Raw genomic sequence first — 23305 nt, 5'->3', positions numbered from 1 at the left:
AGCTTACGCGCTTCACCCGTTCTACGCAGCTATGACGCAACGAACGTTTCGTTGTTCGCGCGACGTTCAATTCGATCAGCCATTTCATTGACTGCAACCGATGCCGTCATAGACTCGATTGAACGCCCGACGCGGTTCTGCGATCGGCGATTGAACAACAAGAAAGCCCGGAACATGAGCACTATCGATCGACTGAAAACCCGTCCGCATTCCTTCGCCCGCAGGGCCGCCGCTGCGCTGCTATCCGCGGCAATCACGCTTTCGGCAACGGCGGCTGCTTTCGCCTCCGACACTGTCGTTCTGCGCGTCGGCGACCAGAAAGGCGGCAACCGTTCGCTGCTGGACATCTCGGGTCTGGCGAAGGATTTGCCTTACAAGATCGAGTGGGCGGAATTTCCTGCTGCCGCGCCTATCCTCGAAGCGCTCAATGCAGGCGCGCTCGACGTCGGCTACACCGGCGATCTCTCCTTCCTGTCGGTCTATGCCGCGGGCGCTCCGATCAAGGCCATCGGCGGAACCCGGGCCGATGCGAAGACGCAGGCGATCCTGGTGCGCCAGGATTCTCCGATCAAGAGCGCGGCCGACCTGAAGGGCAAGCGCCTTGCCGGAACGCGCGGCGGCTGGGGCCAATTCCTGATCGACGCCACGCTCGAGAAGAACGGCAACAAGGTCGACGATGCGACCTTCGCTCCGCTCGGTCCGGTCGACGCCAAGATCGCCCTGTTGGCCGGTTCGATCGACGCATGGGCAGTGTGGGAGCCGTACGTCTCCTACGCCACGCTCAAGGACAAGGCGCGCGTCGTGGCCGACGGAAAGGGCCTGACGCCGACGATCACCTTCATCGTCGCGTCCGACAGCGCGATCGCCACCAAACGCGCTGCCGTCCAGGATCTCGTGAACCGGCTCAACAAGGCACGGCTCTGGTCGCTCGATCATCTGCCCGAATATGCGAAGAATACCGCAGAACTGACCAAGCTTCCCGAAGACGTGTTGCTGAGCGCTTACACCGCCCAGAAGACCTCGCCGATCGCGATTGACGAAAATGTCGTTCGCGAGGTGCAGGAGGCCTCCGACCGCGCAACGCGCTACGGCATCCTTCCGAAGCGGCTCGATGTGAACAGAGCCGTCGATCGCAGCTTCACGGCAGCCGCGAGTCTCAATTGAGCAAGCCCGGACCATCGAGGCCGGCGGGCACCACGCCGCCACGGCCGTGGCTCGCCGCCGGCCCCTTGCACCTGGCCATCATCGTCGGCTTCGACGTGCTTTGCATGGCGTTGCTCGTATGGTTGTCGGCGTGAGGATCGGCATGAAGGCAAAGCCGGTATTCGTCCTGGACCGCCCGGCGCGCCGCCATTGGCTTTCGAGGCGGGGCTGGACGGAGGCAGCCGCCCTCGCGCAGTCAATATGGTTCAACGAAGCCGCTGGAAAATTTCCCGCCGTGAAAGAATCATCTTGCGCGATCCAGGGCGGCTATCGCGTTCGCGCCGCGACAAGCATCGAGGCAGACATATACAGGCAACTCTGCGAGGAGTTCGACGGGCCGACCCGCCAACTCCTTGTCGCCAACCTCTCTGGATTTCTGGAAGGAACGTCTGAGGGGCCGGCGAAGTCCCGGCCCTAGATCTTTCTTCGGCGGCCACCGCCGAAGCCGGGAAGGCCGACCTCTGCCATCTTGGCGATATCCTCGTCACGGTCGATCGCAAGGTATTGTCCCTGCCAATAGGCCAGCGCCGCACTGCGCGGCGAGAGCGCAACATCCAGCACGCGTCCGATCACGATGGCGTGGGAATGCCGCTCGATGGCTTCCTCGACCTCGCACTCGATCGCCGCCAGCGCGCCCGACAGCAGCGGCACGCCGGAGGCACGGGTGAACCAGTCTGCGCCGGCGAAGCGCTCGGCGCCTTTCAGCCCGTCCTTGCCGGTGAAGCGTTCGGCGATATCGAGCTGGTCGGCATTGAGGATGTTGACGCCGAAAAAGCCGTGGCGCTGGATCAGCGGCCAGGACGATGCCGAACGGTTGACGCTGGCGATCAGCGCCGGCGGTTCCACCGACAGCGAAGCAACCGACGTCACCGTCATCCCGCTGATGTCCCTGCCCCTTCCTGCCGTGATCACGCTCACCCCGCCGGTGAGACGGCGCATGGCGCCACGAAAATCGGCGGAAGACACCTCGCGGTCGAGCGCGATGTCGCGGACCAGGGAATTCATGGCAGCCTCACGGGTTGGACGGATCGTCCGTCGATTTGAGGAGCTGGCGCAGGATCGAGCCTTCCAGCGCGGCGAGATCGGCCGAGCCGCGCCGGCGCGGACGCGGAATGTCGACGCTGACGTCCTGGGCGATCTGGCCATCCTCGATCACCAGCACCCGGTCGGCGAGCGCCACCGCTTCGGCGACGTCATGGGTGACGAGGATCGCGGTAAAGCCCTGGTCGCGCCAGACCCGCTCCAGCAATTGTTGCATGAAGATGCGGGTCAGCGCATCGAGCGCGCCGAGCGGCTCGTCGAACGCCAGCACCTTCGGATTGCTGACCAGCGCGCGCGCCAATGCCACGCGCTGCTTCTGGCCGCCGGAGAGCACGGCCGGCCATTCGCCGCGCTTCTCGCTGAGGCCGACTTCTTCCAGCGCATGCACCGCGCGCGCCTGCGCATCGGGCGAATTGCGCTCTTGACCGAGGCCGACCTCGACATTGGAGAGCACGCGCGCCCACGGCAATAACCGCGGCTCCTGGAACATCACCCTGATATCGGCGGGATCCAGCTCCTCATCGAAGCTGATGGTGCCTGAGGTCGCGGTCTCCAGCCCCGCGATCAAGCGCAACAGCGTGCTCTTGCCGCAGCCGCTCTTGCCGACGATGGCGACGAACTGGCCGGCGGGAATGTGCAGATCGATGCCGCGCAGCACCTCGTTGTCGCCGAACGATTTACGCAAGCCGCGGATGGTCAGCGGCAGGCTGCGCGAGCGGTTTTCCTCACTGCGCCTTACGTGGCGGGCCTGCTCGACGATTTCGGGCAGCTCGACCAGTTGCGCGTCGGAGCCAAGGATACGTAGTGCTTCCTGCATTTCTTTCCTCAATGTTTCTGGAAGGCCGGATGCCAGGACAGCGTCAGCCGCTCCAGAGCACGCGAGGCGCTGTCGGCGAGCTTGCCGAGCAGCGCGTAGATCAGGATGGACAGCACGACGACGTCGATCAGCATGAATTCGCGCGCCTGCATCGCCATGTAGCCGAGGCCGGAAGAGGCCGCGATGGTCTCCGCCACAATCAGCGTCAGCCACATGATGCCGAGCGCAAAGCGCAAGCCGACGAAGATCGAAGGCAGCGCGCCGGGAAAGATCACCCGGCGGAACAGCTCGCCGTCCGTCATGCCGTAGACGCGCCCCATCTCGATCAACTGCGGATCGACGGTGCGGATGCCGTGCAGCGTGTTGAGATAGATCGGGAAGAACACGCCGAGCGCGACCAGGAACAGCTTTGCGGTTTCATCGATGCCGAACCACAGGATCACCAGCGGGATCAGCGCCAGATGCGGGATGTTGCGCACCATCTGCAGCGTGGTGTCGGTGAGCTTGCTGGAGAGCTGCGACAATCCGTTGGCGAGGCCGAAGGCAAAGCCAATGCCGCCGCCAATGAGGAAGCCGACGCTGGCGCGCCAGAAGCTGACCCAGATGTTGCGGGCGAGTTCGCCTGACAGCACGAGCTTCCAGCCGGCGAGCACGACGTCGCTCGGCGCCGGCAGCACCCTCGCCGATACGAAGCCGGTGACGCAGGCGAGTTGCCAGATCGCGATGATCGCCAGCGGGACGATCCAGGGGATCAGGCCGTCGGGCCGCGGCAGCCGCAGCGCCTTTCGCGCGCGCGGAAGGGTTTCGATGACGCTCATGATTGCGATGCCTTTACGACTTGCGGCCGGTATTCGTTGCCGATGGTTTCACCGAACGGCCCGGTGTTGACGCGGATCGGCGTCACGTTGTCCGGACGCTCCAGCGAGAGCAGCGGGAACACCAGTTCGGCAAAGCGGTAGGCTTCCTCCAGATGCGGATAGCCGGACATGATGAAGGTATCGATGCCGACATCCTGGTACTCGCGGATGCGCGCCGCCACGGTCTGGGGATCGCCGACCAGCGCCGTGCCGGCGCCGCCGCGCACGAGGCCGACGCCGGCCCATAGGTTCGGGCTGATCTCGAGCTTGTCGCGGCGTCCGCCATGCAACTGCGCCATGCGCTGCTGGCCGACCGAATCCATGCGCGAGAAAATTTTCTGCGCGTTGGCGATAGTTTCGTCGGAGACGTGCTGGATGAGCTCGTCCGCGGCCTTCCAGGCTTCCGCATTGGTTTCACGCACGATCACATGCAGGCGGATGCCGAAGGAAAGCTTGCGTCCGCGCGCCGCGGCGGCCGCCTTCACGCGGTTGACCTTTTCTGCGACCTGCGCCGGCCGCTCACCCCAGGTCAGGTACTTGTCGACGGTGTCGACGGCAACGTCGATGCCGGCATCGGACGATCCGCCGAAGTAAAGCGGCGGCCGCGGCGACTGCACCGGCTGAAACAGCAGCCGGCCGTCCTCGATGCGGATGTGCTTGCCTTCCACATTGACGGTCTTGCCCGCCAGCAGGTCGGTATAGACATTCAGGAATTCCCGCGTGACGGTGTAGCGCTCGTCATGATCGAGGAAAATGCCGTCACCCTTGTTTTCGACGGGGTCGCCGCCGGTCACGACGTTGATCAACAGCCTGCCGTTCGAGATGCGGTCGAGCGTGGCGGTCATGCGCGCGGCGACGCTCGGCGATTGCAGGCCGGGCCGCACCGCCACGAGATAACGCAGGCGCTCGGTGAACGGCGCCACGCTGGAAGCGACGATCCACGAATCCTCGCAGCTACGCCCGGTCGGCAGCAACACGCCGAAATAGCCGAGCTGGTCGGCAGCCTGCGCGATCTGGCGCAGATAGTTGAAGTTCACCTCGCGGCCGCCGGTGGTGGTGCCGAGATAGCGGCCGTCGCCATGGGTCGGCAGGAACCACAGGATGTTGGCGGCGGATGATTTGTCGTTGCTCATGTACCCGGCCTCCGTGCCGCGTCGGAAATCTTGATTTGTTTCGGGATCAGGTTCAGCGCGAAGAAGGTGTCCGCGACCTTCTGCTGATCGGCGATCACGCTGTCGGTGACCGGCTTGATGCCGTAGGACTGCCGCTTGAGCGCGACTTCGACCACCGGCACCGGCAGCCCGATCGCAGGCGCGAGCTGCTCGGCGACGGCCCGGATATCGCTCTTCGCCCAATCGTCGACCTCGGACAATTGCGCCAGCACGAGATCGACGATCTTCGGATCGCTCTCGAGGAACTTCTTCGAGGAGAAGTAGAACTGGTAGTTCGACACGATGCCGGTGCCGTCTGCGAGCGTCCGTGCGCCGGTCGCAGCTTCCGCGGCGGCCTGGAACGGATCCCAGATCACCCAGGCATCGACCGATCCGCGCTCGAACGCGGCGCGGGCGTCGGCCGGCGCAAGAAACACCGGTTCGATCTCGGAATATTTGACGCCGGCCTTCTCCAGCGCCTTCACCAAGGGATAGTGAACGTTGGAGCCCTTGTTGAGCGCGACCTTCTTGCCCTTGAGGTCGGCAACCGACTTTAATGGGCTGTCCTTCGGCACCAGGATCGCCTCGCCCTTCGGCGCCGGCGGTTCATAGGCGACGTACTGGATCGGAGCGCCCGCCGCCTGCGCGAAGATCGGCGGCGCTTCGCCGGTATTGCCGAAATCGATCGCGCCGATATTGAGCGCTTCAAGCAGCGGCGGGCCTGACGGGAACTCCGTCCACACCACCTTGTAACCCGCGGCCTTCAGCTTCTCTTCAAGCGTGCCCTTGCTCTTGAGCAGCACCAGCTTGCCGTATTTCTGAAAGCCGATGCGCACGACCTTGTCCTGCCTGTCCTGACCGTAGGACAGGCCGGTCACGGTGGCGACCATAGTCATCGACAGCATGGCGCTAGCGATTAAGCGCCGAACGAAACGCTTCATGGGTAGAACCTCTCGTGAAATTCAGCTTTGGGTATGGCGCCACACGATGTCGCGCACCGCGATCTGCTTCGGAATCAGCCCGAGCCGGTGGAAGCGATCGGCGACCGCCTGCTGCGTCGTGACGATCTCATCGGTGACCGGCCCGATCAGGAACGAAGCGCGGTTGGCGGCGACGGTCTGCACTTCCAGCGGCACGCCTGTCACTCCGGCCAGCGCGGCCGCGACTTCGGCCCGGTTGTTCTCGGCCCAGCGCGCAGCTTCCCCGAGGCCATCGATCACCTCGCGGGTTTCGCGCACGTAAGTGTTCGCGAAATCGCGATTGGCGAGATAGAACGAATTGGTCTTGGCGACTTCATGGGCATTGACCAGGATGCGGCCGTTCTGGCGCTTTTCTCCGATCGCGAAATACGGATCCCAGACCGCCCAGGCATCGATGCTGCCATTGGCAAATGCCGGCACCGCATCGGGCGGCGTCAGGTAGACCGGCGTGATGTCGGCATAGATGAGACCGGCCTTTTCCAGCGTCGCGATCACGACGTTGTGCGCGCTCGAGCCCTTGGTGAATCCGACGCGCTTGCCCTTCAGGTCGGCGATGGTGCGGATGGCCGAGTTTACAGGAACGAGGATGCCCTGCCCGTTGGTGATCCGCGATCCCGCGACATAGAGAACATTGGCATTGGCGGCTTGCGCGAAGATCGGCGGCGTATCGCCGACCGAACCGAGATCAACGCTGCCTGTGCTCATCGCCTCCAGCAACGGCGGGCCCGAGGTGAATTCGATCCACTTGATGCCGATTTGCCTCGCGGCAAACTTTTTTTCCAGAATCCCCTGTTGGCGCGTGATAACCAGCACGCCGGTTTTCTGGTAGCCGATACGAATTTCCTTCAAACCCGATTGCGCGCCCGCGCGAGACGATACTCCGCCGGCAGCCGCGGCCACGAGAGAGAGTTTGAGGAAGTCACGACGCTTCATTACGTTCTCCTGACGATCACGTTCGCGTGCAACGCAAACGCGCGATCTCAGGATGATGGTGTGGCTTCGGAAATGTGTCGAGTGCTCTGCAAAAATAGCAATGACGACACTGCCCATCTCGTTCGCGGCGATGGGTTTATTGCCGGATCGCGATCTTTCGGCGAAGCATTCTTCTTGAGCGTCGCTCTGTCCGGTTTCGTTAATCAATAAATGAGCAGCGGAACTCGATCCGCATGAATGCCTGCAATTTGAAAAACGAAACAAGACGCCTGGAATTTTCGTCTGCAATTTTCGCCTGGCGCAGCAGCGCCATGCTTAACCGCGAGCGACAACGAATGGCGATTCTATTGACTGCGATCGCCTGCGCCTTAGCCTGATCGAAACTTCAGATAGCGTCAGGCAGAAACATATTCCATGCACACTCCCATCAAATCGCTCGCCGCAATTCTCGCTTCCGTCACCATCGCGTGTTCTTCAGCGATTGCGCAAACGCCGCCATCCGAGACCATTCGCCTCGGCTACCAGAAATCCTCGACGCTGACGGCGATCCTGAAGACCAATGGCGAATTGGAGAAGGCGCTCGCGCCGCTCGGTGTTCGCATCTCCTGGCATGAGTTCACCAGCGGCCTGCCGCTGCTGGAGGCGATCAATACCGGCAACATCGATTTCGGCGCCGACGTTGCCGATACCGTGCCGTTGTTCGCGCAGGCTGCCGGCGCCAAGCTTGCCTACGTCGCGGAAGAATCCGCCTCACCATCGGCGCAGGCCATCCTGGTCGGCGCGGAATCGCCGATCAAGACGATCGCCGATCTGAAGGGCAAGAAGGTCGCGGTGACCAAGGGCGCCGGCAGTCACTTCCTGCTGCTTGCCGCGCTCGCCAAGGCCGGTCTCAGCTTCAAGGATATCTCGCCTGCCTATCTGACGCCGGCCGATGGCCGCACCGCGTTCATTGGCGGCAATGTCGATGCCTGGGTCGCCTGGGACCCGTTCCTGACCAGCGCGCAGCGCCAATCCGGCACCCGCATTCTTTCCGACGGCAGCAACGGCCTTGCCAGTTACAAGCGCTATTATCTGTCGTCGGCGGCTTTCGCCGATCGCCGCGGCGACGTCCTCAACGCGATCTTCCGAAAGCTGGAGGAAACCGGCAAATGGGTGAAGGCAAACCCGAAGGATGCCGCCGCCCTGCTCGCAGGCCTCTGGGGCATCGATACCGCGACGGTGGAAGAAGCCAACAGCCACCGCTCCTACGGCGTCGGCGCGGTGACGCCGTCCGGGCTTTCCGAGCAGCAGCGGATTGCCGATGCGTTCTTTGGCGAGGGACTGCTGCCGGTCAAGGTCAGCGCCGGTAACGCAAAAATCTGGACGCCAAAGCGGGACTGAGCACGCGAACGTCCGGCACCCTCGTTACCCCGCCGCGGCCTTCGCGACGGGCGCAACATTGACCGCAAGCTTGCCATAGCGGTCAGTGAACGCGTCGGTATCGATCTCCTCGAGCTTGATCGACCCGTCGAGCACACCCTTCTTCCAGGCCTCGTGTTCGGGGTCGTGCCTGAATTCCGGCATCACTTCCTTCGAGAACAGCTCCAGCGATTCACAGATGTGCTCGTGGCTGTTCTTGCCGGCCTGGTTGAGCAGGATGACCTGGTCGATATGCGAGGTGCGGAAGCGCCGCAATTTCCTGCGCAGCGTTTCAGGCGAGCCGATCAGGCCGCCGCGTAAAGCGGCTTCCTGCGCTTCGGGGTTCTCGCGCTTCCACTTGTTGTATTCGTCCCACATGTTGACGGTGCCGGGCGCCGGGCGCTGCCGGTTCTGCGACTGGCCATAATAGCGCAGTGCGAACTGGAAGAAGGTGGCGCCGTCGGCGCGCCGCCGCGCTTCCTCGTCGGTCTCGGCGCACATGAAGAATGACACCAGCGCCATGTTCGGGTTGATCTCGTAGTCGGCGAGTTTTTTCAGCCGCTTGGTGATAGCGTTGTAATAGGCGTGCACCCAGGCATGGGCGGCTTCCGCGCTGACGAACTGGAAGCCGAGCGCGCCAAAGCCGTTTTGTCCCGCGCGTTCGATGGTCGGCAATTGCGAGCAGGCCATCCACAGCGGCGGATGCGGCTTTTGCAGCGGCTTCGGCACGACGTTGCGCAAGGGAATATCGAAGTACTTGCCATGATGCTCGGTGCCGACCCTGGTGAACATCGGGAAGATCGCCCGCACGGCTTCCTCAAAGACTTCGCGCTTGCTCTCCATGTCGCGGCCGAACGGCGTCAGCTCGGTAATGGAGGCGCTCTCGCCCATGCCGAACTCGACGCGGCCGTTGGAGAGCAGATCGAGCACTGCGACGCGCTCGGCGACGCGGGCCGGATGATTGGTGGTGAGCTGGAAGATGCCGTGTCCGAGCCTGATCTGCCTGGTCCGCTGGCTGGCGGCGGCCAGGAAGGATTCCGGCGAAGGCGAGTGCGAATATTCTTCAAGGAAGTGGTGTTCCACCACCCAGGCATAGTCATAGCCGAGGCGATCGGCGGTCTCGAGCTGCGTCAGCGCGTTCTGGTAAAGCCGGTGCTCGTCGCCCTCCTCCCACGGGCGTGGCAGTTGCAGCTCATAGAAGATACCGAATTTCATGACGTCTCTCCCGCGACCGACGCTTTTGTTGTTGGCAGCAGTTTATTCCCGGGTCGTTTCAAGTCCAGCCTAGCCAAATTTCGCCACACGAAAGAAGGCGCACAGCCCGACCGAGGCCAAGGCTATCGCATAGAGCGCTTAAACGGCTGAGAACGTGCTCGGCCTGCATGGTTCGAGACGCCGCTTTTGCGGGCTCCTCACCATGAGGGTCCGGCATGTCTCCGCAAATCAGGACCTCAGCCTGAGGAGAGCGCATCGCGCGCGTCTCGAAGGATGGCCTCAACCGAAATCTCCTCAAATGCGGCGGCCTTGCGGTTGCGACCCTTGCGGGCATCTGTCCCGAAAGGGAACAAAGCGGCTAAAGCCCGTTCTCATCAAAGACTTGATCCAGATCAAGTGGAGTAGCAGAATTCGCTGATACAACTGCGACCGGCAACGTCGCCGTCGTATCCCGTTACTTGAAAGAGAGACTGCATGTCTGTCGCTGGCGACGAGACAAGCGCGCGTTCGCGCCGCAGGCGAATGGAAATATTCGCCTTCCTGTTCCTCACTGCGGTGATGATGCCAGCGCTCGCGGTAGCGGCGGTGGGCAGCTACGGCCTGGCCGTGTGGATCTACCAGATCGTCGCCGGACCGCCCGGCCCTCCCTCAAGGAACTGATCGCGACAAAGGAGAAACACCGTGGCTCCTTCCCAACCCGCCATCGACCGCCGTGCCCTGATCACCGGCCGCATCATCAATCCCGACCGTGTTGTGGCCCCACCGGGCGGCGAGATCGCGAGCATTCTGGTGCAGGCCCGCCCGGACCGGCTCGACAAAGTCGAGGCTGCGATCCTGGCGCTCGACGGCTGCGAGATCTACGGCCGCGATCCCAAGGGCAAGCTCGTGGTCGTTGCCGACGCGCCGACCGCCGGGGCGCTCGGAGCGATGCTCAACGCGATCACGCTGCTGCCCGACGTCTATTCCGCCTCCCTCGTATTCCACGCCACCGATGCAGGAGTTTGATCCCGCGGATGCGGGAGCCGATTTTCGCAGGGATATGCCCTAAGCCAATCTTGCTGTTGGAGAACAGCCATGACTTCACCAAAACTCGACCGCCGACAGCTGCTCAAGCTGGAGGCCGCCGCCATCGCCGCCACGGCCGCCGGGATGCCGGTCCCGGCGCTGGCAGCCAACGTCATCACCGAGCGCAATGCCGCCGAGCTTGAATGGAACAAGGCGCCGTGCCGGTTCTGCGGCACCGGTTGCAGCGTCATCGTCGCCACCAAGGACAACCGCGTCGTCGCGACCCATGGCGACATCAAGAGCGAGGTCAATCGCGGCCTCAACTGCGTCAAAGGCTATTTCCTCTCCAAGATCATGTACGGCCATGATCGCCTGACGCAGCCGATGCTGCGCAAGACCGGCGGCAAGTACGACAAGAACGGCGAGTTCACGCCGGTGAGCTGGGACGAAGCCTTCGACATCATGGCCGAAAAATTCAAGGACGCGCTGAAGAAGCGAGGACCGAGCGGCGTCGGCATGTTCGGCTCCGGCCAGTGGACGATCTGGGAAGGCTATGCCGCCTCAAAGCTGCTCAAGGCCGGCTTCCGCTCCAACAACATCGATCCCAACGCGCGCCACTGCATGGCCTCCGCCGTCGCCGGCATGATGCGCACCTTCGGCATCGACGAGCCGGCGGGCTGCTATGACGACATCGAAGCCACCGACGCCTTCGTGCTGTGGGGCTCCAACATGGCAGAGATGCACCCGATCCTGTGGACGCGGGTGACCGACCGCCGGCTGTCCGCGCCGCATGTCCGCGTTGCCGTGCTCTCGACCTTCGAGCACCGCTCGTTCGACCTTGCCGACATCGGCATGGTGTTTGTGCCGCAGACCGACCTATACATCCTCAACGCCATCGCCAACCACATCATCAAGACGGGACGCGTCAACAAGGCGTTCGTCGACGCGCATACCGTTTTCAAGCGCGGCCAGACCGACATCGGCTACGGGCTGCGTCCGGATCATCCGCTGGAGAAGAAGGCGACCGGCGCGGCAAAGGCCAATGACGCCACCGACATGAGCTATGACGAATTCGCCAAATTCGTCGCCGACTACACGCTGGAGAAGGCCGCCGAGATGTCCGGCGTGCCGCTCAATCGCATCCGGGAGCTTGCCGAGCTTTACGCCGATCCGAAGACCAAGGTGGTCAGCTTCTGGACCATGGGCTTCAACCAGCACACTCGCGGCGTCTGGTGCAACAACCTCGTCTACAATATCCATCTGTTGACCGGAAAGATCGCAACCGCCGGCAACAGCCCCTTCTCGCTCACCGGCCAGCCTTCTGCGTGCGGCACCGCCCGCGAGGTCGGCACCTTCTCGCACCGCCTGCCCGCCGACATGCTGGTCGCCAACAAGGCGCATCGCGACATCGCCGAGAAGATCTGGCAGTTGCCGGAAGGCACCATTCCCGACAAGCCCGGCTACCACGCCGTGCTGCAAAGCCGGATGCTGCGCGACGGCAAGCTCAATGCCTACTGGGTGCAGGTCAACAACAACCTTCAGGCCGGCGCCAACATTAACGAGGAAACCCTTCCCGGCTTCCGCAACCCCGAGAATTTCATCGTGGTCTCGGACGCCTATCCGACAGTCACGGCGCTGGCCGCCGATCTGATCCTGCCCGCTGCGATGTGGGTGGAAAAGGAAGGCGCGTATGGCAACGCCGAGCGGCGCACCCAGTTCTGGCACCAGCTCGTGAAAGCGCCCGGCGAGTCGCGCTCCGACCTCTGGCAGCTCATGGAATTCTCGAAGCGCTTCAAGATCGAGGAAGTGTGGCCGGAGGAGCTTTTGGCCAAGAAGCCCGAGTATCGCGGCAAGACCATGTTCGACGTGCTCTACAGAAACGGCGTGGTCGACAAATATCCGGTGTCCGACATCGAGGCGGGCTATGCCAATGACGAGGCCAAGGCGTTCGGATTCTACGTGCAAAAGGGCCTGTTCGAGGAATACGCCTCGTTCGGCCGCGGCCACGGCCACGACCTTGCGCCGTTCGATATCTATCACCGCGAGCGCGGCCTGCGCTGGCCTGTCGTGAACGGCCAGGAGACACGCTGGCGTTTCAAGGAAGGCAGCGACCCCTATGTAAGGCAGGGCACCAACTACCAGTTCTACGGCTTCCCCGACGGCAAGGCGCGCATCTTCGCGCTGCCGTTCGAGCCCGCGGCTGAATCGCCGGACAAGGAATATCCGTTCTGGCTGTCGACCGGGCGCGTGCTGGAGCACTGGCATTCCGGCACCATGACGAGGCGTGTGCCGGAGCTGTATCGCGCCTTCCCGGAAGCGGTGTGCTTCATGCATCCCGACGACGCGCAGGAAGCAAAGCTTCGCCGCGGCGATGAAGTGAAGGTGATCTCGCGACGCGGCTTCATCCGGGCGCGGCTGGAAACCCGCGGCCGCGACCGGCCGCCGAAGGGCCTCGTGTTCGTGCCCTGGTTCGACGAGTCCAAGCTGATCAACAAGGTGACACTCGACGCCACCGATCCGATCTCGCTCCAGACCGACTTCAAGAAATGCGCCGTGCGCATCGAGAAGGTGGTGGGATCATGATGAGGAAAGTCACGATCCTCTTGCTCGCCGCCGCGCTGGTCGCGGGTGCAGGCACGCTCGCCGCGCAAACGCTCAACTCCGGCCTGCGCGGCCCGGCCCCGCTCAACGATGAGGGACCGGCGCCGCCGATGGCGCCGAACAAGAACACCGCCGAGAAGGAGGTGCGCAACTATCCCGAGCAGCCGCCGGTGATCCCGCATTCGATCGACGGCTATCAGATCGATCTCAACGGCAACAAATGCCTGTCCTGCCACGCCCGCGCGCGCACCGGAGAATCGCAGGCCCCGATGGTCTCGATCACCCATTTCATGGATCGCGACGGCCAGTTCCTCGCCTCGATTTCGCCGCGGCGCTTCTTCTGCACCGAGTGCCATGTGCCGCAAAGCACCTCCAACCCGCCGGTCAGCAATGATTTCGTCGATATCGATACCTTGCTGAGCCGCGCAACGCCGGGCGGACGGCGATGAGTACGGCGGATGGCGCAGAAAAGCGTCCGGGCTTCTTCGCTCGGGTCTGGAAGTTCATCGTCGAACTCTGGGGCGTGCTGATCCGCCCAAGTTCGGTGTTCGGACTCGGCGTGCTCGTGATGGCGGGTTTTGTCGCCGGCGTCATTTTCTGGGGCGGCTTCAACACCGCGCTGGAGCTCACCAATACGGAAAAATTCTGCACCGGCTGTCACGAGATGCGCGACAACGTGTTTTCCGAGTTGAAGTCGACCATTCACTTCACCAATCGCTCCGGCGTCCGCGCGACCTGTCCGGACTGCCACGTGCCGCACAACTGGACCGACAAGATCGCGCGCAAGATGCAGGCCTCGAAGGAGGTCTGGGGACACATATTCGGCCGCATCGATACCCGCGACAAGTTCGTCGACCACCGCCTCGAACTTGCACTGCACGAATGGGCGCGCTTCAAGGCCAACGATTCGCTGGAATGCCGCAACTGCCACAGCGCGGATTCGATGGACATCACGAAGCAGTCCCCGCGCGCATCCGTCGCCCATCAGCGCTTCCTGTTCACCGGCGAAAAAACCTGTATCGATTGCCACAAGGGCATTGCCCATCAACTGCCCGACATGCGCGGTATCCCCGGCTGGCAGTAGGGTGGCAGGCCCTGGTGCTGCTTGCGCGGGCGGTTTCAATGGTTAGGTTGAGGGCGCCTTGAGTCGCGGCCCGCCGGGCTGCGCCTCCCCTCGCCCAAAAGCCATGACAAGCTTCACGCCCCATCAGGATTCCGCGCTCAAAGCCGTTGCCGACTGGCTGGACGCAAAGCCGGGCAGGAACGGTACGCCGCCGGTGTTCCGCCTGTTCGGCTATGCCGGAACCGGCAAGACCACGCTGGCGCGGCACATCGCCGAGGGTGTCGATGGCGAGGTGAAGTTTGCCGCCTTCACCGGCAAGGCCGCGCTGGTGATGCGCAACAAGGGCTGCGAGGGCGCCTCCACCATCCACTCGCTGATCTACCGCGCGCGCGAATCCGGCGTCGAGCAGCCGACTTTTGAGCTGTGGGATGACGCGCCGGCCTCGAAGGCCAAGCTGATCGTGATCGACGAATGCTCGATGGTCGATGCCGAACTCGGCCGCGACCTGATGTCGTTCGATTGTCCGCTGCTGGTGCTGGGCGACCCCGCGCAATTGCCGCCGATCGCCGGCGGCGGTTTTTTCACGGGTTCCGAGCCCGACGCGATGCTGACCGAGGTGCACCGCCAGGCCCAGGACAACCCGATCGTGCGGATGTCGATGGATATCCGCGAGGGCCGCACGCTCGAGATCGGACGCTACGGCGAAAGCGACGTGATCTCGCGCAAGGAGCTTGATCCTGACAGGGTGATGAAGACCGACCAGGTGCTGGTCGGCCGCAACAACACCCGCCGCGCCTACAACATGCGCATCCGCCAGAAGCAGAACATCGAGGAGCCACTGCCGGTGGCCGGCGACAAGCTGGTCTGCCTGCGCAACAACCGCAAGAAGGGGCTGTTCAACGGCGGCCTGTGGCGGGTGAAGTCACGCGCGCAGTCAAAATCGAAGATCGTCACCATGCGCGTCTCGCCGGACGAGGATTTTGGTCACAAGGTCACAAAAGTCTCGGTGCGCGGCGAATGTTTTGAGGGCGGCATTGAGGCGATCCCGTGGGAACAGCGAAAGCCCTATGACGAGTTCGACTACGGCTATGTGCTGACGGTGCACAAGTCGCAGGGGTCGCAATGGGACGATGTCGTGCTGTTCGACGAGAGCTTCGCGTTCCAGGATTCGCGCGCGCGGTGGCTGTACACGGGAATCACGCGGGCGGCGAAAAGGCTGAGTATCGTGGTGTAGCGCAACACCCACCGCCCTCATCCTGAGGAGCGGCGTAAGCCGCGTCTCGAAGGATGGCCGCGGGCGATAGCTGGGCCTTCATGGTTCGAGACGCGCGTGCCGCGCTCCTCACCATGAGGGTCGAGGCGTCAATTCCCCGCCACAAAATAAAAGTCCTCCCTGCCCGGCAGCGAGCCATAGCTGAACGGCTGCTGCCGGCGGTTGGTCGCATTCCAGACGTCGTCGCGGACGATGTCGAACAGCCTGCGGACCTCGACCTTCGGCACCTTGATCTCGCGCGCCACCGCGGTCGCGAACGGACTGTTGAGGGCGTCGCCGTCAAGCGCGGTCTCGCCGTGCTTGGCGGCGTACACCACCATGAAGCCCGCTTCCGGTTCGATGTTGGACAGGCCCTTGCCGACCAGCTTCATCGCGATGGTGTGCTGCATGGTCTGCTCGAATGGATTGTCGCGGCAGGCATCGAGCATGACGAGGCGCAGCTTGCGCGCGCCGCTGACTGCGGCGATCACCTGCTCCAGCGCCACCGCCTGGTTTTCCGCGTCGCGATCGGCCGCGAGCTTTGCGTCGACCGGGATCAGGTAATTCACGCCGCCGATCTCCATGCCGTGCCCGGCAAAATACACGACGGCCCAATCCGACCTTTCGGCCTCGCGGCCGAAGTCGCGCAGCGCCGCGAAGAAGCGGTCGCGGTCGAGGTCGGATGCAAGGGTGACGGTCTGGAAGCCGAGGCCGCGCAAGGTATCCGCGATCAGCTTGGCATCGCGCGGCGGGTTGTCGAGCCTTGGCACGCTTTTGTAAGCGCCGTTGCCGACGATGAGCGCGACCTTGCGCGTAGTGGCGGCAGCAGGCGGTGCAGCCTTGCCGCCCGGCGCGGTCACGGGCCCCGCTGCCTGATTGCGCAGCGACGGGTCCGCGGCGATCAGCGCCGCCAGCCGTTCCCTGGCAAAGGCCCGCGCCTGCGTGGTCTCGTAGTCGTCGACCTTGGTTAGCGCGGCGCCGGCAGAGCGATAATCGGCGCGCGCCGCCGCCATGTCCTTGCGCGCCTCATGAACCTGGGCGCGGCCGACATAGGCGCGAACGAAATTCGGGCTGAACTTGATGGCATCGTTATAGTCCTTCAGCGCGGCGCCGAGATTGCCCTTCAGGCGATAGACATTGCCGCGCCAGGCCAGCGGTCCGGCCCATTTCGGATGCTGCGCCAGCACCTCGTTGCAGTCGGCGAGCGCCTCGTCGAGGCGGCCCATATCGGCATAGACCGTGCAGCGGTAGTTCGGGATCTGCCACGCTTCCGGGGTGAGCTGCTTGGCCTCTGCAAAGTACGCCAGCGCCGAATCGTATTGCTTGCGAAGCGCCTGCACGCGGCCCAGGTTGTAAAGGTTGAGCGCGCGGTTGGTGCCGCTGTTGAGCGACAGCGCGATCATGATTTCGTCATAGGCGCGCTGCAACTCGCCGCGGCGCATGTAGATCAGACCACGGTTGTTGTGGGGGCTGGGAAAATTCGGGCGCTTCTGGAGGGCAGCGTCGTAGTCGGCCAGCGCCTTCTCCTCCTCGCCCCTGTTGCTGTAGGCCAGGCCCCGCGCGTTGAGCACCAGCGCACTGTCCGGATCGAGCTCCAGTCCCTTGTTGAGCAGCGCGACTGCGCCGTCATAGTCGCGCTTCTTCAGGAGGGAGTCGGCGACGTACCAGTGGGCGAACGCTTTTGGCCTGCCGGCGGCCTTATCGTCCGCAATGACGGCATTGCAGGCCGTGAGCCTGATGGCGGCATCCGCCTGATTGTCCCGGCAGGTCTCGACCTCCGTGGCGGCGAGCGCGGATGTGGCGACGAAGAGCGGGGCGATCAGCAGGGAACAGGCGCGTAGCATTTGCGAAACGCTCCGGGGATGACTTGTTGTCGCGAGAGGGCGCAGGCGGTTCATTGTTGGAGGGCGGACGGCGGGGGTCAAGCGAGCTGCTTCACAAGGCAACGTATTGGGTTTGGCCGGTTTTATTCACGAACTCGTGTGGCGGCCGCCTTGTAACAGACGCCATGCCGGCGCGTATCCTGAGATATCCGGAAGGACCGCCCGGCGATTGCGAACCGCGGCTTCCGCTCTAGACTGTCACCCAGCCACCGACCCACGAGGAAACCATGTTCCGCAGCCAGCTCAGCCGCCTGTCGCTCTGCGCCGCCGCCATCGGCGCGCTGACGATTGCCGCACTTGCGATCGCGCCGTCGCGCGCCGCCGAAGAGGCCGTGATCATCCCGGCCCCGGCCATCGATGCCAAGGAGGCCGACGGCATCCAGACCGCGGTCATCGCCGGCGGCTGCTTCTGGGGCGTGCAGGGCGTGTACCAGCACACGGCCGGCGTGGTGAGCGCCGTGTCCGGCTACTCCGGCGGCACCAAGGCGAGCGCGAGCTATGACCTCGTTTCGGGCGGCAACACGGGGCATGCCGAGGCGGTCGAGATCAAATACGACCCGAAGAAGATTTCCTACGGCAAGATCTTGCAGATCTTCTTCTCGGTGGTGCACGATCCGACCCAACTCAACCGCCAGGGCCCCGACGTCGGCACGCAATACCGCTCGGCGATCTTCTTTGCCAATGACGAGCAGAAGAAGGTGGCGGAGGCTTATATCGCCCAGCTCAACGCGGCCAAGGTCTACAGGAAGCCGATCGCGACCAAGCTGGACAAGCTGGATGTGTTCTACGCGGCCGAGGCCTATCATCAGGACTATCTGACGCTGCACCCGAACCAACCCTATATTGTGTTCAACGACATCCCGAAGATCCACGCGTTGAAGAAGATCTTTGCGGATAATTACATCGAGAAGCCGACGCTGGTGGGCAACGCCAAGGCCACCAATTGACACCACCGTCATTGCGAGCGAAGCGAAGCAATCCATAGTGCCTCCCTCACACTGGATTGCTTCGTCGCTTCGCTCCTCGCAATGACGGCCAGATACGCAGGAGGAATGATGTCCGACACCACCGACAAAATCCACAAGAGCGAAGCCGAGTGGCGCAAGGAATTGTCGCCGATGCAATATGCCGTGCTGCGCGAGAAGGCGACCGAGCGTCCCTTCACCGGCGAATACGAGCATGAGCACCGCAAGGGCACCTATACCTGCGCCGGCTGCGGCCAGACACTGTTCGAGTCCGATGCCAAGTTCGATTCCGGCTGCGGCTGGCCGAGCTTTACCGCGCCCGCAGTGGACAGCCATGTCGACGAGGAGCGCGACACCAGCCACGGCATGATCCGCACCGAGGTGCTGTGCTCGAAATGCGACGGCCATCTCGGTCACGTCTTCAACGACGGCCCCGGCCCGACCGGGCTGCGCTACTGCATCAATTCGGCGGCGCTGAAGCTTGAGCCGAAGTAGGATCGGGCCACTCTCTCCATTCGTCATGCCCGGGCTTGTCCCGGGCATGCGCATTTTTGGGCTCGACCACAAAGGAAGACGTGGATGGCCGGGACAGGCCCGGCCATGACGCGGATCGGTTGGAGGCCGGTCGCACCAACGCCGGCCCCTGGGTATGCATCGCGGGCTCGCCGCTGCGCGGCGCCCCGGAATGACGCCCCCTCATTTCTCCCCGACTTCCGCCCCGGATTGTGCTTTGCTGGCCCCGAGCGCGGCGTATTGACGCGGAGCTGCCGCGTGACGGGGAGTGTGCCATGACGCTTGGAACGATACTCATCATCCTCCTGATCATCCTGCTGCTGGGTGGCTTTTCCGGACGGTTCAGGGGGCCCGGCTATGGCTTCGGCCATTCCGCCAATGGTCTGATCGGGGTGATTCTGATCGTGCTGCTCGTCCTGCTTCTGCTGGGCAAGCTCTAAGCTGCACAAGACATTGAAATATCGTGATTTTCTCCGTTAACATTACAGCCATGCGCGGATTCATTATCACGTCCGATGCGCGGCTAAAGGGGTCGCATTTCTGTCAAATAGGCCTATATTAGGGGTCGAAAAGACGTGCACGGCGCGCTGCCCGGTTGTGACCCGCCGTTGCCCAAACCCCCACTCGCGCCTGCGCCAGAGAAGAAAAGAGGTCTTCGACCATGCGTCCGATGCGTCCGTTTAACTTCAATACCTCCGCCGAACTGTTTCCCGCCGCCATCCGCAAGAAGAAGCGGGCCGGCTTCAACTATCGCCGGTTCGGCACCGCGGCCGAAGCCGTGCGCTACGCGATCGAGGAATTGCCGGCGGACTCGCTGAACGGCGCCTATCTCCAGGTCGAGGAAGCCCGGTTCGACCAGAACGGCATCCGCACGCTCTATGAGAGCGAGGCCTTCCCGCTGCCCCGTCGCCCGCGCAAGGCGGAAGCCCCGGCCGGCGAAAAGGACGCTGCCTGAGATCAGGCACGCATTCCAGAAATCAGGGCGGGATTTTCCCGCCCTATTTTTTTGCGCGCGCTTGTTCAAACGCCCGCCAATGAAGACCGTAACCCCTCACCCGGCGCTGCGCCAAAGCCGAAGCTCTGCTTCGGCGTCCTTGCTTTTGACGGGCGCCAAAGGCGCCCTACGCCTCTCCCGATGGGAGAGGTGAAGAGGGCGAAGCCACCGCGCTCGCTCATGCTTGCGGATGCTTTTCCAGCCAGCGGCGCAGCAGCCGCACATTGCGGACGTTGGCGCGGAACATGACGTCGAAGGCGTCGCCCGCCAGCGGCACCAGCCCCACCACGCCGTCCAGCGCGACATTGCCGAGCATCCGCGTCGTGATGTACCAGGGCGCGCCGAGCGCGCGGGCCTCGCGCACCAGCCACAGCGAAATCGCCGTCGTGATGATGTCGCCGACAACGGGGATCAGGCCAATGAGCCCGTCGATGCCGTAGCGGATCTTGGTGCCCGGCACGATGAAGGCGACATCGAGCAATTTGGCCAGCGCCTCCAGCCGCGCCAGCCGCTGCTCGCGCGTGAGCTCGGCGAACGGGTTGGCGGTTCCGAACTCGAACTGAAAACCGTCCGAGTGCGGATGCAGCGTCTCCACCGGGATCTCCCGCCCCTCCTGGTCGATGACCGGGCCGCGCGCCTCCGCCCCGCGAAAATCGGCGCGGGAGGTTTTGCCGGAGCGCGTCCGGTTGGGCGAAATGATGTCATCTTCGGGCATGGTCATCAGATGGTAACGCAATCGCGGCGAACAAGTTGCTCCGTTTGCGGCCTCGTGACGCAATAGGCGGGTGTGAGATGACGCGCGGGGTTTCCCGTCATTGCGAGGAGCGACAGCGACGAAGCAATCCATAGCGCGACAAGCGGAAATATGGATTGCTTCGCTTCGCTCGCAATGACGGCGACGTTCGCCCGGCGATTGCCAGTACGGGCACGCCGTTCTACGTTGAAGCGGCACGCGTCCATGAAGGCGCGATCGAAAGATGTCAGGGGAGCAGTCCATGGTTTCTATCTTGCGCGCGCTGCTGGCAGCCGCGATTGCCGTAGCCGTCATGCCGCAATTCGCCGCGGCGCAGTCCGCCTATCCGAACAAGTCGATCACGCTGATGGTGCCGGCGGCGGCGGGCGGGCCGACCGATACGGTGGCGCGCCTGATCGCCGAATCCATGGGCCGCACGCTCGGACAAACCATCGTGGTCGAGAACGTCGGCGGCGCCGGCGGCACGATCGGCCTTACCCGCCTCGCCAAGGCCGCGCCCGATGGCTATACGGTCGCGGTCTGGCACATCGCGATGGCGACCGCTCCCGCGCTCTACGACAACCTGACATTCAACGTAACAGATGATTTCGACACCATCGGACGCATCACCGATGCGCCGATGTCGCTGGTGACCAAGACCGGCGTCGCCGCCAAAGACGTCAAGGAGCTGATCGCCTGGATCAAGGCCGAGTCCGGCAAGGTGACTTATGGTCACGCAGGGATCGGATCGGCCTCGCATCTGTGCGCGCTGCTGCTGATGAAGGAAATGAACGTGCAGATGGTCGGCGTCGGCTATCGCGGCACGGGACCGGCGATGAACGATTTGCTCAGCGGCCAGTTCGATTTCATGTGCGACCAGACCACCAACACCACCAACCAGATCAAGGAAAAGCGCATCCAGGGATACGCCGTCACCACCAAAACGAAGGTATCGTCGCTGCCGGACCTGCCGACGCTCGACAGCGGCGCCCTGCCCGGCTTCGAAATCTCCGCGTGGCATGCGATGTGGGCGCCGAAGGGCTTGCCGAAGGAGGCCACCGACAAGCTCGTCGCCGCGCTCCAGGCCGCGCTTAAGGATCCCAAGGTGATCCAGCGCTTCGCCGATCTCGGCGCCGAACCCGTGCCGCAAAATCTCGCAACGCCTGAGGCGCTGAAGTCGCAGCTTGCGTCCGAAGTGAAGCGCTGGGATACGGTGATCAAGGCGTCGGGCGTCAAAGCTAACTAAGATCGCTGGTCTGGCCGGCGCAACAACAACGGAAACAAGATGAAGACCTATTCGATTGCGGCAATCCCGGGCGACGGCATCGGCACGGAGGTGATCAGCGCGGGCGTCGAGGTGCTGCAAGCGCTTGCAAAGCGCGACGGCAATTTCGCCTTCAAGGTCGATCATTTCGACTGGGGCGGCGAGTACTACAAGAAGCACGGCCGCATGATGCCGGAAGACGGCCGCGAGCAGATCAAAAAGCACGATGCGATCCTGTTCGGCTCGGCCGGGCATCCTGACATCCCCGACCACATCACGCTGTGGGGCCTGCGGCTCGCGATCTGCCAGCCGTTCGACCAATACGCCAATGTGCGCCCCACCCGCGTGCTGCCGGGCATCACCTCGCCGCTGCGCCACGTCAATGGCGGCGAGCTCGACTGGGTGATCGTGCGCGAGAATTCGGAAGGCGAATATGCGGGCGTCGGCGGCCGCGCCCATCAGGGTTCGCCGCTGGAGGTGGCGACCGACGTCGCCATGTTCACGCGCGCCGGCGTCGAGCGCATCATGCGCTTTGCGTTCAAGCTCGCCCGCTCGCGGCCGCGAAAACTGCTGACTGTCGTCACCAAGTCGAACGCGCAGCGGCATGCGATGGTGATGTGGGACGAGGTCGCGGTGAGCGTCGCCAAGGAATTCCCCGACGTGACCTGGGACAAGATGCTGGTCGACGCCATGACCATGCGCATGGTGACAAAGCCGCAATCGATCGACACGGTGGTGGCGACCAATCTGCACGCCGACATCCTGTCCGACCTCGCCGCGGCGCTGGCCGGCTCGCTCGGCATTGCGCCGACCGCCAACCTCAATCCGGAGCGGGCGTTTCCCTCGATGTTCGAGCCGATCCACGGCTCGGCCTTCGACATCATGGGCAAGGGCATCGCCAACCCGATCGGCACGTTCTGGTCGCAGGTGATGATGCTGGATCATCTCGGCGAAGGCGCCGCCGCCAGCCGCCTGATGAAGGCGATCGAGCGCGCCACCGCCGACCCGCGCCTGCACACGCCAGATCTCGGCGGCAAGGCGCGGACGGCGGATGTGACGAAGGGTGTGATCGAGGCGATCGAGGGGGCGAACGAGTAGCGCGAGAGCGACGAGCGGACTATTTCTACCGTCATTGCGAGGAGCGCCAGCGACGAAGCAATCCAGCTTCGGTTGCCGCAACAAGAAAGCTGGATTGCTTCGCTGCGCTCGCAATGACGGGGAAACATGGGTGCGCATTCTCGCGACCTGAATTGTCCGAGTTTCAAAAACTTCGTCGTCCCTCTGAAAACAGAGGGCGCAGGGAATGCCGGGTGCGCGCTGCACCCGCGGTCCCGTGTGCGCTGCTTGCGCAACAAAAAAATGCACACGAGCATACAGGTGAGCGGAGAACACTCCGACATCCCCTGCGCAATGGCTTTACGGCTTATATCGCGCTCT

Annotated in this window: 24 protein-coding genes; 15 read left to right on the top strand and 9 right to left on the bottom strand. The window is 63.5% G+C overall.

What is annotated here, in order from left to right:
* Positions 1-174 precede the first annotated feature (174 nt).
* Positions 175-1164, top strand: a complete 990-nt coding sequence (locus tag JQ628_RS30500) for an ABC transporter substrate-binding protein (RefSeq protein WP_212229128.1) — start codon at positions 175-177, stop codon at positions 1162-1164.
* A 142-nt stretch (positions 1165-1306) separates the two neighbouring features.
* Positions 1307-1621: a hypothetical protein gene (locus JQ628_RS30495; protein ID WP_212229126.1), complete on the top strand. Its 315-nt coding sequence runs from the start codon at positions 1307-1309 to the stop codon at positions 1619-1621.
* Here the strand turns inward: JQ628_RS30495 and JQ628_RS30490 are convergent.
* From JQ628_RS30490 to JQ628_RS30465, 6 genes are read right to left on the bottom strand one after another with little or no spacing between them, the layout of a single operon-like run.
* A complete protein-coding gene (locus JQ628_RS30490; protein ID WP_212229124.1) occupies positions 1618-2208 on the bottom strand; it encodes a flavin reductase family protein in 591 nt (196 codons plus the stop codon). The genes JQ628_RS30495 and JQ628_RS30490 overlap by 4 nt on opposite strands.
* Before the next feature lie 7 nt (positions 2209-2215).
* Positions 2216-3061 (bottom strand): ATP-binding cassette domain-containing protein, encoded by an 846-nt coding sequence (locus JQ628_RS30485; RefSeq protein WP_212229122.1) that lies wholly within the window; start codon positions 3059-3061, stop codon positions 2216-2218.
* 8 nt (positions 3062-3069) lie between these two features.
* Positions 3070-3879, bottom strand: coding sequence for an aliphatic sulfonate ABC transporter permease SsuC (gene ssuC / locus JQ628_RS30480; protein ID WP_212229119.1), 810 nt, complete (start codon positions 3877-3879; stop codon positions 3070-3072).
* Complete coding sequence (ssuD, locus tag JQ628_RS30475; RefSeq protein ID WP_212229117.1) at positions 3876-5051, bottom strand: FMNH2-dependent alkanesulfonate monooxygenase; 1176 nt, start codon at positions 5049-5051, stop codon at positions 3876-3878. Before ssuD ends, ssuC begins: the two co-directional genes overlap by 4 nt.
* Positions 5048-6010 carry a sulfonate ABC transporter substrate-binding protein gene (locus JQ628_RS30470; RefSeq protein WP_212229116.1) on the bottom strand — a complete coding sequence of 321 codons (963 nt, stop codon included), beginning with the start codon at positions 6008-6010 and terminating at the stop codon, positions 5048-5050. Before JQ628_RS30470 ends, ssuD begins: the two co-directional genes overlap by 4 nt.
* Positions 6011-6031: 21 nt before the next feature.
* A complete protein-coding gene (locus JQ628_RS30465; protein ID WP_212229114.1) occupies positions 6032-6982 on the bottom strand; it encodes a sulfonate ABC transporter substrate-binding protein in 951 nt (316 codons plus the stop codon).
* Positions 6983-7396: 414 nt separating this feature from the next.
* Here JQ628_RS30465 and JQ628_RS30460 point away from each other — a divergent pair, with 414 nt between their 5' ends.
* On the top strand, positions 7397-8362 hold the full coding sequence (locus tag JQ628_RS30460) for an aliphatic sulfonate ABC transporter substrate-binding protein (protein WP_212229112.1): 966 nt from the start codon (positions 7397-7399) through the stop codon (positions 8360-8362).
* A gap of 24 nt (positions 8363-8386) precedes the next feature.
* Here JQ628_RS30460 and JQ628_RS30455 read toward each other — a convergent pair whose 3' ends face one another.
* Entirely contained in the window at positions 8387-9595 is a 1209-nt protein-coding gene (locus JQ628_RS30455) for an LLM class flavin-dependent oxidoreductase (RefSeq protein ID WP_212229110.1), read from the bottom strand.
* A 474-nt stretch (positions 9596-10069) separates the two neighbouring features.
* On the opposite strand from JQ628_RS30455, the gene napE reads away from it, so the two are divergent.
* From napE to JQ628_RS30425, 6 genes are all read left to right on the top strand, one after another.
* Entirely contained in the window at positions 10070-10255 is a 186-nt protein-coding gene (gene napE, locus JQ628_RS30450; protein ID WP_212229108.1) for a periplasmic nitrate reductase, NapE protein, read from the top strand.
* 21 nt (positions 10256-10276) lie between these two features.
* Entirely contained in the window at positions 10277-10600 is a 324-nt protein-coding gene (locus tag JQ628_RS30445) for a chaperone NapD (RefSeq protein WP_212229106.1), read from the top strand.
* Between the two features lie 69 nt (positions 10601-10669).
* Positions 10670-13183, top strand: coding sequence for a nitrate reductase catalytic subunit NapA (gene napA / locus JQ628_RS30440; RefSeq protein WP_212229104.1), 2514 nt, complete (start codon positions 10670-10672; stop codon positions 13181-13183).
* Positions 13147-13650: a nitrate reductase cytochrome c-type subunit gene (locus JQ628_RS30435; protein WP_433996176.1), complete on the top strand. Its 504-nt coding sequence runs from the start codon at positions 13147-13149 to the stop codon at positions 13648-13650. Before napA ends, JQ628_RS30435 begins: the two co-directional genes overlap by 37 nt.
* Positions 13647-14285 carry a NapC/NirT family cytochrome c gene (locus tag JQ628_RS30430; RefSeq protein ID WP_212229100.1) on the top strand — a complete coding sequence of 213 codons (639 nt, stop codon included), beginning with the start codon at positions 13647-13649 and terminating at the stop codon, positions 14283-14285. Before JQ628_RS30435 ends, JQ628_RS30430 begins: the two co-directional genes overlap by 4 nt.
* Before the next feature lie 103 nt (positions 14286-14388).
* Positions 14389-15498, top strand: coding sequence for an ATP-dependent DNA helicase (locus JQ628_RS30425; protein ID WP_212229098.1), 1110 nt, complete (start codon positions 14389-14391; stop codon positions 15496-15498).
* Between the two features lie 128 nt (positions 15499-15626).
* Here the strand turns inward: JQ628_RS30425 and JQ628_RS30420 are convergent, their stop codons facing one another.
* A complete protein-coding gene (locus tag JQ628_RS30420) occupies positions 15627-17360 on the bottom strand; it encodes a caspase family protein (RefSeq protein WP_212229096.1) in 1734 nt (577 codons plus the stop codon).
* Between the two features lie 266 nt (positions 17361-17626).
* Between JQ628_RS30420 and msrA the strand changes: the two genes are divergently transcribed.
* The 4 genes from msrA (at position 17627) to JQ628_RS30400 (ending at position 19832) form a co-directional block, all read left to right on the top strand.
* Positions 17627-18346: a peptide-methionine (S)-S-oxide reductase MsrA gene (gene msrA / locus JQ628_RS30415; protein ID WP_212229094.1), complete on the top strand. Its 720-nt coding sequence runs from the start codon at positions 17627-17629 to the stop codon at positions 18344-18346.
* A 108-nt stretch (positions 18347-18454) separates the two neighbouring features.
* Positions 18455-18859, top strand: a complete 405-nt coding sequence (msrB, locus tag JQ628_RS30410; protein WP_212229092.1) for a peptide-methionine (R)-S-oxide reductase MsrB — start codon at positions 18455-18457, stop codon at positions 18857-18859.
* Between the two features lie 293 nt (positions 18860-19152).
* Complete coding sequence (locus tag JQ628_RS30405; RefSeq protein WP_212229090.1) at positions 19153-19317, top strand: DUF3309 family protein; 165 nt, start codon at positions 19153-19155, stop codon at positions 19315-19317.
* Between the two features lie 221 nt (positions 19318-19538).
* The gene (locus tag JQ628_RS30400; protein ID WP_212229082.1) at positions 19539-19832 is read left to right on the top strand and encodes a hypothetical protein; all 294 of its coding nucleotides are present in this window, start codon (positions 19539-19541) and stop codon (positions 19830-19832) included.
* A gap of 217 nt (positions 19833-20049) precedes the next feature.
* On the opposite strand, the gene JQ628_RS30395 is transcribed toward JQ628_RS30400, so the two are convergent.
* Positions 20050-20592 (bottom strand): DUF4112 domain-containing protein, encoded by a 543-nt coding sequence (locus tag JQ628_RS30395; RefSeq protein ID WP_212229080.1) that lies wholly within the window; start codon positions 20590-20592, stop codon positions 20050-20052.
* A gap of 274 nt (positions 20593-20866) precedes the next feature.
* On the opposite strand from JQ628_RS30395, the gene JQ628_RS30390 reads away from it, so the two are divergent.
* The gene (locus JQ628_RS30390) at positions 20867-21850 is read left to right on the top strand and encodes a tripartite tricarboxylate transporter substrate-binding protein (RefSeq protein ID WP_212229078.1); all 984 of its coding nucleotides are present in this window, start codon (positions 20867-20869) and stop codon (positions 21848-21850) included.
* A gap of 39 nt (positions 21851-21889) precedes the next feature.
* A complete protein-coding gene (locus JQ628_RS30385; RefSeq protein ID WP_212229076.1) occupies positions 21890-22966 on the top strand; it encodes a tartrate dehydrogenase in 1077 nt (358 codons plus the stop codon).
* The last annotated feature ends 339 nt before the right edge of the window (positions 22967-23305 follow it).

Origin of the sequence: Bradyrhizobium lablabi (assembly GCF_018129385.1) — a bacterium.
GTDB lineage: Bacteria > Pseudomonadota > Alphaproteobacteria > Rhizobiales > Xanthobacteraceae > Bradyrhizobium > Bradyrhizobium lablabi_C.
The sequence above is the reverse complement of the archived record's forward strand: the minus strand, read 5'-3'. Positions and strand labels throughout refer to the sequence as shown.

Coding starts and splice junctions, on each gene's coding strand:
- JQ628_RS30470 (WP_212229116.1), bottom strand. CDS start 6,010: ATGAAGCGTTTCGTTCGGCGCTTAATCGCTAGCGCCATGCTGTCGATG.
- JQ628_RS30500 (WP_212229128.1), top strand. CDS start 175: ATGAGCACTATCGATCGACTGAAAACCCGTCCGCATTCCTTCGCCCGC.
- JQ628_RS30435 (WP_433996176.1), top strand. CDS start 13,147: ATGCGCCGTGCGCATCGAGAAGGTGGTGGGATCATGATGAGGAAAGTC.
- napA (WP_212229104.1), top strand. CDS start 10,670: ATGACTTCACCAAAACTCGACCGCCGACAGCTGCTCAAGCTGGAGGCC.
- JQ628_RS30465 (WP_212229114.1), bottom strand. CDS start 6,982: ATGAAGCGTCGTGACTTCCTCAAACTCTCTCTCGTGGCCGCGGCTGCC.
- JQ628_RS30495 (WP_212229126.1), top strand. CDS start 1,307: ATGAAGGCAAAGCCGGTATTCGTCCTGGACCGCCCGGCGCGCCGCCAT.
- JQ628_RS30425 (WP_212229098.1), top strand. CDS start 14,389: ATGACAAGCTTCACGCCCCATCAGGATTCCGCGCTCAAAGCCGTTGCC.
- JQ628_RS30390 (WP_212229078.1), top strand. CDS start 20,867: ATGGTTTCTATCTTGCGCGCGCTGCTGGCAGCCGCGATTGCCGTAGCC.
- JQ628_RS30400 (WP_212229082.1), top strand. CDS start 19,539: ATGCGTCCGATGCGTCCGTTTAACTTCAATACCTCCGCCGAACTGTTT.
- JQ628_RS30420 (WP_212229096.1), bottom strand. CDS start 17,360: ATGCTACGCGCCTGTTCCCTGCTGATCGCCCCGCTCTTCGTCGCCACA.
- JQ628_RS30405 (WP_212229090.1), top strand. CDS start 19,153: ATGACGCTTGGAACGATACTCATCATCCTCCTGATCATCCTGCTGCTG.
- ssuD (WP_212229117.1), bottom strand. CDS start 5,051: ATGAGCAACGACAAATCATCCGCCGCCAACATCCTGTGGTTCCTGCCG.
- JQ628_RS30490 (WP_212229124.1), bottom strand. CDS start 2,208: ATGAATTCCCTGGTCCGCGACATCGCGCTCGACCGCGAGGTGTCTTCC.
- msrA (WP_212229094.1), top strand. CDS start 17,627: ATGTTCCGCAGCCAGCTCAGCCGCCTGTCGCTCTGCGCCGCCGCCATC.
- napE (WP_212229108.1), top strand. CDS start 10,070: ATGTCTGTCGCTGGCGACGAGACAAGCGCGCGTTCGCGCCGCAGGCGA.
- JQ628_RS30395 (WP_212229080.1), bottom strand. CDS start 20,592: ATGACCATGCCCGAAGATGACATCATTTCGCCCAACCGGACGCGCTCC.
- JQ628_RS30385 (WP_212229076.1), top strand. CDS start 21,890: ATGAAGACCTATTCGATTGCGGCAATCCCGGGCGACGGCATCGGCACG.
- JQ628_RS30430 (WP_212229100.1), top strand. CDS start 13,647: ATGAGTACGGCGGATGGCGCAGAAAAGCGTCCGGGCTTCTTCGCTCGG.
- msrB (WP_212229092.1), top strand. CDS start 18,455: ATGTCCGACACCACCGACAAAATCCACAAGAGCGAAGCCGAGTGGCGC.
- JQ628_RS30455 (WP_212229110.1), bottom strand. CDS start 9,595: ATGAAATTCGGTATCTTCTATGAGCTGCAACTGCCACGCCCGTGGGAG.
- JQ628_RS30485 (WP_212229122.1), bottom strand. CDS start 3,061: ATGCAGGAAGCACTACGTATCCTTGGCTCCGACGCGCAACTGGTCGAG.
- JQ628_RS30460 (WP_212229112.1), top strand. CDS start 7,397: ATGCACACTCCCATCAAATCGCTCGCCGCAATTCTCGCTTCCGTCACC.
- ssuC (WP_212229119.1), bottom strand. CDS start 3,879: ATGAGCGTCATCGAAACCCTTCCGCGCGCGCGAAAGGCGCTGCGGCTG.